This window comes from Sphingomonas sp. 66-10 (assembly GCF_001897045.1).
In the GTDB taxonomy this organism is placed as follows: Bacteria; Pseudomonadota; Alphaproteobacteria; order Sphingomonadales; family Sphingomonadaceae; genus Sphingomonas; species Sphingomonas lycopersici.
On sequence record NZ_MKRR01000130.1, the window covers coordinates 59,731 to 66,966 of the forward strand.

Genomic DNA, 7,236 nt, shown 5'->3' on the forward strand with positions numbered 1-7,236 from the left:
CGCCGCAGCGCCCCCCGCCCAGACTGTGGCCGAGACGTCCTGGCCGAGGCAGTCCCAGGGCCCGTCGGGCGCGATCACGAAATCCACCGGCGCCTCGATCCCCGCCGGGTCCGCAAGCGCGGTGAGGTCCAGCCCGACGGCCCAGCGATAGTGTCCGGCGACGTTGAACACGGGATCGTAGAGTTCATATAGGCCCGGCGCCAAGGCCGCAGCTCCCGGAACCTCGGCCAAGGCGAGGACATCGACGCCGTCGCGGCCGAACGCCCGCAAGAAGTCCGCGAGATTCACCGCGCCATCCTCGATCTCGTCCTCGTCGGGCTCAGGATCGGCCTGCGGCATCTGCGCGATCGCGCCGGCAATCCACCGCAACGGAGACGGCATGGCGAGCACCAACGGCTGGAGCGGGTAACTGCGCCGCAGCCCCGTCAGGGCATCGCTGACGTGCTGCTTCAGGCCACTATCGGAAAATATCGCGCCGAGCGCCCTTGCCGGGCCTGACTTGGCGAAAGCCGCGTTTCGCAGGTCGGCTCGCTGCGCCAGCCACGCCTCCACCAGCGCCCCGGCGTCAAGCACTGTCACGCTGGGGTGAAGCAGGCTCTGCGCTTGTTGCCGCCAGGCGATCAGCGATGCGACGTCGAGCCACGGCGGAGCGCCGCCCGCCAGGAGGCGGGAGGCATACTCCGTGTCGTCGATCCACAGGCACGCACCGGCCTGCTCCGCCACCTGGGCCAGGAAATCGACCATGGCCAGCCTACGCCGACTGCACAGGCGCGATGCGCACCATGAGCTTGCCCCTGTTGGTACCCTTGAACAGGCCGATCAGGTTGGCCGGGAGCGTCTCGAAGCCTTCGCGCACGTCCACCGGCGGCTTCAGCGATCCCGCCTCGATCCAGCCGGCAAGTTCCTCTTCGGCCTTGTCCCACGTCGCCATGTAGTCGAGAACGATGAACCCTTCGATTCTCAGCCGTTTGACGACGCAGGCAATCTGGAGGCCCCGCGGCCCCGGCTGGGGTTCGGCATCGTTGTAGTCGGTCAGCGTCCCGCACGCGACGACCCTGGCATAGGTCTTCAGGTGCGGAATAATCGCCTCGAAGATGTCACCCCCGACATTGTCGAAGTAGACATCGACGCCCTCGCCCACGGCCTTCGCGAGGTCTGCCTTGAAATCGGCGCTCTTGTAGTCGACCGCCACGTCGAAACCGAGGCCCTCGGTGATCCAGGCGCACTTCTCCGGACCGCCGGCGATGCCGATGACCCGGCAGCCTTTGAGCTTGGCGATCTGACCGGTGATCGTGCCCACCGCCCCGGCCGCAGCGGAGATCACCACGGTTTCGCCCGCAGCGATTTTCGCCACCTCGAGCAGCCCGTAGTAGGCCGTCAGGCCGGTGATGCCCAGAACGCCCAACAAGTTTTCCATGCTGTGGCGGGGATTCCGCTTGCGAACCGTCGCCGCGGGCACGGTTGCATATTCCTGCCAGCCCAACATGCCCTCGACCACGTCGCCCGGCTGAAAACCTTCAGCGCTCGACTCCACGACGCGGCCGATGGCGAAACCGTGCATGACGTCGCCGGGCATGACGGGTTCCTTGTAGGTCGGCGTCGGCTCCATCCATGCCCGGTTGGCGGGATCGAGCGACACCAGCGCGGTCCTGACGAGAATCTTACCATCCTTGGGCTTTTCGATCGCCGTCTGCCGTAGCTCAAAGATGTCTTCGGTCAGCGTCCCCTGCGGGCGCTTCAGAAAGATCCATTGGCGATTGTTGTCAGACATCCCTCGTACTCCACTCTCTTTTTCAGACTTTGCGGGCTTGGCCCTGCCAGTAGGTTTCCCGGAGATCCCGCTTCAGCACCTTGCCATTGGCACTGCGTGGAAGCGAGGCAATGAAATCTAGGCGCTTCGGAATCTTGATCCGGCCAAGCTCGGAGCGGCAGAGATCAAGGATCTCCGTAGCGGTCGCTTCCATCCCGGCATTCAGCTCGACGACGGCCGTGACGACCTCGCCCCAGTCCGGATCGGGCGTGCCGATCACCGCGCAATCCTGCACCGCCGGATGCGACCAGATGACCTGTTCGATCTCCTGCGGATAGATATTGAACCCGCCCGAGATGATCATGTCCTTCTTGCGGTCGCAAATATGGATGCGGCCGTGGGCATCGCGGTAGCCCACGTCGCCGGTGTGCAGCCAGCCATCCACGATCGCCAGCGCGGTCAGATCGGGTCGCTTGTAGTACCCGGCCGTCACCAGGTCGCTGCGGACGCAGATCTCCCCCCGCTCGCCCTGCGGCACCTCGCGGTTGTCGTCGTCAAGAATGCGCAGTTGCACGAAGGGCGTGGGATGGCCGCAACTGGCAAGGATCTCGTCGGGGGCGATCTCGCCGTCGACGAAGTGCTCTTCCGGAGCCAGGAACGTGCACAGGGCGGGCGCTTCCGACTGGCCGAAAACCTGCGTCATGCAGGGGCCGAACACCTGCAGCGCGCGTCGCAGCTTGTCGACCGACATCGGTGCGGCAGCATAGACGAAGTAGCGGAGCGAGGAGTAATCCCGCTCGCACACCGTCGGATGGTCGAGCATCCGGTAGATGACCGTGGGCGGCAGGAACAACTCGGTGACCTTGTGATTCTGGATGGCGTCGATGATGAGTTCCGGCTCGGCCCGCGGAAGTATGACGGCACGCCCGCCTCGTGACAGGGTGGCGAGCGTGAACAGCCCGGCCGCGTGGGTCAGTGGTGCTGCTGCCAGGTTCACGATGGCTTCGCCGGTCCGGTAACTCAGACAGGCCATGTAGGTCGCCACGAAGGTGGCGATGTTCCGCTGCGTGAGTTGAACCCCCTTCGAGGCGCCCGTGGTGCCGCCGGTCGGCATGATGCAGGCGATCGCATCGGGCTGCCAGAGCGGGGCCATCGGCTCATTCGAGGCATCGCCCAGGAACCCTTCGAGCGAGGGAATGTCCCCGATCGTGGCATCGAGGCAGACGTAGATCTCAACTTTCGGCAGCATCGGCCGGAGGGCTTCGATGTCCTTGGCAAAATCGCTGTGGAAGAAGACCACCCGGCAATCGAACGTGTCGAGCAAGTACCGGTTCTCTTCGATGTTGTTGCGCGGATTGGCCGGGACCCAGGTCATCCCCGCGCGTGAGAAGCCGAACGTGCAGATGAACGGCAGGGCGGCGTTCAACGACAGCACCGCCCCCGCGCTGCCCTCGCCCAACCCGAGTCCAGCCAGGCGATTGGCGATCCGGTAGGTCAGCCCTTGGGCCTCGGCATAGGTGTAGGTCCGGTCGGGGCCGACCAATGCCTCGCCTTGAGGATTCAGCACAGCACCGCGATCGAGATACTGGACAAGCGACATCTTATTCCCCCGGCGCTGCAAAAATGCCGACCACGGCCGTGGCTTCCTCGATGCCGTAGAGCCCGCCGCCATTTTCCGTGATGCCCAGCTTGGGCGCTTCGATCTGCCGCGGACCCGCACGCCCGCGCAGTTGGGTGACGATCTCGTGAACTTGCGCGAGACCGGTCGCTCCAAGCGGGTGGCCGCGCGATTCGAGCCCACCCGATGGATTGATCGGGATGCGCCCACCCAGCTTTGTCTCACCCCTGACGGCCGCCACGCCGCCTTCGCCGCGCGGCACGAGGCCGAGGTTCTCAGAATTGAGAAGCTCGCCGAAAGCCGTGGCGTCGTGGACTTCGGCGAAGTCGATCTCGGCGGGACCGATCCCGGCCTCTTCATAGGCCTGGTCGGCGGCGATCTTCGTGATATGCCGTTCCCAGTCGCGATAATCGCGGTCGGTTCCCGACACCTGGACAAGTGCGCGGATCGCAACAGCCGAACCCTTGGCGCCAAGCTTCTCGAGGCCGCGCCGCGAGCAGACGATCGTCGCTGCGGCACCGTCCGAGTAGGGCGAGCACATCGGAACGGTCAGCGGATAGGCCAATGGCCGGGCGGCCAGGACTTCCTCGACCGTGAAGGTACGCTGGAACTGGCACAGAGGGTTCATCGTCGAGTGCCAGTGGTTCTTGGACGCGATGGTCGCGAGTTGCTCCTGAGTGGAACCGAAATCGCGCATGTGCGCGCGGGTCCAATGGCCGTAGATGTCCATGAACGCCGAACGCGATCCCTCGACAGGCGGACTTTCGATACCCTCGCTGTACCGCGCCAGCTCGCGGAAGACCCCTTCGCGATCGTGGACGTCGAAACCCCCGAGAAACACCGAATCGCGCCGGGCCACGTCATCGGTCGACAGCTTTTCGGCGCCGACGGCCATGGCAATGTCCGCCATGCCGGCGCGCACCTGCATCACCGCCAGCCACAGCGCGCTCGAGCTCGAGGCGCAGCCATTCTCGAGATTGGTGATGGGCGCCTGCTCGAAGCCGAGCGGGCGCAGAGCAATCTGGCCGGGGGCGGCCGACTGCCCTTCGATCATCCCCTGCCCCACGTTGCCGAAGTAGAGCCCTTCCACGTCGCCGGGGCGCGCCGACGCATCAGCCAGGCAGAGTTCGACCGCCTCGCGCACCATCTTCTTGATGCTACGGTCGGGGTAGAGGCCGAACTTGGTCATCCCTACCCCGGCGATGTAGACCGGCTCAAAGTTGGACATCTGCACCTCCCTCAGCGCTGAGGCGCGCAAGCTGGCTTTCGAGCTCTGCTATGCGGACGTCGCGCGGATCGGGCATCATGATCATGCCCACCTGATCGCTTCGCACCTCGGTGCCGTTGGCGAACAGCCTGGTGTGGTCGGTTCCCCAGCCGCCATAATACGGCAGATGCTCGGGGGGCTTTTCCTTGACCCAGCCTTCGATGAAGGTGCCGAACGGCACGCCGCGGGATTTCCGGGCCTCGCGCTCGGTGTGGCGCAGTTCGCGGGTGGCGATCGGGTCCGCGGCAAGAGACCGCGTATCATAGGCGACGTGATAGACGTCGCGGACGGTCCGTTCTGAAATCAGGCCCTCGCGGAAGTCCTTCATCACCAGCTGGGGATCGCGATCGAGCACGTCGCCATAGCCGCCGCCGGCGCCCTGGCTGGTCAAATAGAGCTCGCCCTCCTTGCAGAATTCGTACGGCATGGCACCGCGGGTGGCGAGGTACGTTCCTCCGGCGTAAGGACGATCGTTCATGATGTGCTCGATATCGGCCTTGAACCCGCCCTCCTTCTGGATCTCCTCGAAGATGTTGATCCCTTTCACGCGGCACACCGGATAAGTGGGCGATCCATAGCCGCCAAAAATGCCGGGGGCCGAGGAGAACTTGGAGCCGCCCGCGATCGCCGAGAAACCCCAGAGCGGCGATCCGCGCATGGCGACCGAAGTCTGATGACCGGCGCCGCCCCGGAACTTGCCGAAGCCGACATTGTCGCGCGGGAAGATCTTCGCGATCATCTGCACGAACGGAAGATCCTGTTCGGCGAGTTCGGATTCTCCGACGTCGCACATCGCCGAGAAGTTGGGCGTCATGCTGTGCTCGCCATCGCTGTCGCAATGGGCGCCGCCGGGCATCCCGTTGAGATCGGCGCACAGGTTCCCGGTGTGGTCGTTGTGCTGCGTGATCCCGCCATACAGAAAGGTCATCGTCTGGTTGAACCAGGGGGCAATGATCTTCGCATATTGCTTGCGCGCGGAATAATAGAGCTTGGCGGCCAAGACGTGCGTCAGGGTAATCCCCTTGAACAGCACCTGCATGCTGAGCACCGTGGGAACATCGCGCGAGCAATCGGTGATCGTGCGCGGGTCGGTCCTCAGCTCGACATGTTCGAGCACGGCGTTCGAGCGCGGCAGATCCGGCCAGACGAAGCACAGGAACGACATCGAGATCAGCACCTTCATCATCGTGAGAGGCGCGTTGATCGGACGGTTGCCGATTTGGGGCGAACTGCCGCGGAAATCGAGGATCAGCTTGCCGTTCTCGACATAGGTTTCCAGGTGCAGGCGCAGCAGGGCATCTTCCCGCATGGTGGAATCCAGGAACAGCTGGCCCCGGACCCGCGCCGGCGGCAAGGCCTCGATGCGACGCTTCACCTCGTCCGCGACGAACTCGATGTTCTGCCGCAGTGCGCCGATCAGCGCCTCGGGGCCATAGTCGGCGATCACCTTCTTCACGGCATCTTCAAGCCGGACGCAGGTATTCAGGCGCATCTTCATGTCCGCGCCCTGCATGCGCGGGTCACGGCAACTGTTTTGCAGGAAGGTCAGGACGTCGGTCCGCATCCGATAGTTTTCGGCCATCTTGATGGGGGGCATCTTGAGGCCTTCGTCGAACGGAGATTCGATCGCCGGCCCCATACCGCCAGGCTCCTTCGCGCCGTCTTCGCCCTGGTGCAGCCCGATGCAGACCCAGGCAATAATTTCGCCCTCGTGATAGACCGGCATGAACGACGACTGGTCAGGCGTGTGCAGCCCACCGTAGAACGGGTCATTGAAGATGAAGCAGTCGCCTTCGCCGGCACCGACCGCCGGATCGTGCTCAAAGTACTTGCGGACGAACCGGATCGGGTAATGCAGGCAAGAGCAGAAGCCGATCACGCCGCGCGTGGAAGACATCGCGTGATCGCCCGAGGCCGTGAAGATCGCGGTCGTCATGTCGCCGAAACGCCCGCCGGGCGCGACCACCATGTTTTCCGAGATGTCGTAGGAATCGTCCAGCGCACCTTGGAGATAGCGCCGGATTTCCCCATAGAGATGCGGATCGCCGCCGTCGCGGAGCACGGCTTCCTCGGCGGAGGAGCGCGGCGCCATGCGATGGTCGCGCATGATCTCGTCATCGGGCTCGAGGAAGGCGATATTCGATTCGAGGAAGCGTGTAAGGTCGGACGCTTCGTTGGTGGCGTTGGTCATAATCAGTCCTCCCCTTCGGTGCGGGTCATCCAGGCGCCGCCTTCTCCGATGGCGTCGAGAGTCCATCCCGGCTCCACGACGTAAGTGGTCTCGCCCGGGTTCACGATGGCCGGGCCTTGAAGCCGCACGCCCCGCTGGAGCGCCAGCCCATCGTAGACCGGCGTCTCGACCGGCCCGTCCGCACCCGGAAAGTGGCAAAGTCTCGTGGCAACCGGCTCCGGCCGGAGGGTCGTGCCGGGCTCGGGCTGAAGCGAGGACACATCCAGCGGATCCGGCTCCACATAGCTCGCGACGCGAAGCACCGTAATCCAGACCCCGGTTTCGGGGGCCGGGGCGTTCCGCCCGAACCGGCGCTCGTAATCCTCGCGATGCTGCGCAATGAGCGCGAGCACGTCGGACTGTGTTTCAAA

6 protein-coding genes are annotated in these 7,236 nt (G+C 64.6%); all 6 read right to left on the reverse strand.

Annotation, left to right across the window (positions count from 1 at the left end; genetic code table 11):
* Positions 1 to 744, reverse strand: a 744-nt coding sequence (locus BGN95_RS13650; RefSeq protein ID WP_286772938.1) for a hypothetical protein, incomplete at its 3' end; no start/stop codon positions are given.
* A gap of 7 nt (positions 745 to 751) precedes the next feature.
* On the reverse strand, positions 752 to 1,771 hold the full coding sequence (locus BGN95_RS13655) for an NADP-dependent oxidoreductase (RefSeq protein ID WP_286772939.1): 1,020 nt from the start codon (positions 1,769 to 1,771) through the stop codon (positions 752 to 754).
* 22 nt (positions 1,772 to 1,793) lie between these two features.
* Positions 1,794 to 3,350 carry an AMP-binding protein gene (locus tag BGN95_RS13660; protein WP_286772940.1) on the reverse strand — a complete coding sequence of 519 codons (1,557 nt, stop codon included), beginning with the start codon at positions 3,348 to 3,350 and terminating at the stop codon, positions 1,794 to 1,796.
* 1 nt (position 3,351) lies between these two features.
* Positions 3,352 to 4,596 (reverse strand): thiolase family protein, encoded by a 1,245-nt coding sequence (locus tag BGN95_RS13665; RefSeq protein WP_286772941.1) that lies wholly within the window; start codon positions 4,594 to 4,596, stop codon positions 3,352 to 3,354.
* Positions 4,583 to 6,826 carry a hydantoinase B/oxoprolinase family protein gene (locus BGN95_RS13670; protein ID WP_286772942.1) on the reverse strand — a complete coding sequence of 748 codons (2,244 nt, stop codon included), beginning with the start codon at positions 6,824 to 6,826 and terminating at the stop codon, positions 4,583 to 4,585. Before BGN95_RS13670 ends, BGN95_RS13665 begins: the two co-directional genes overlap by 14 nt.
* 2 nt (positions 6,827 to 6,828) lie before the next feature.
* A partial coding sequence (locus tag BGN95_RS13675; protein ID WP_286772943.1) for a hypothetical protein occupies positions 6,829 to 7,236 on the reverse strand: 408 nt, incomplete at its 5' end.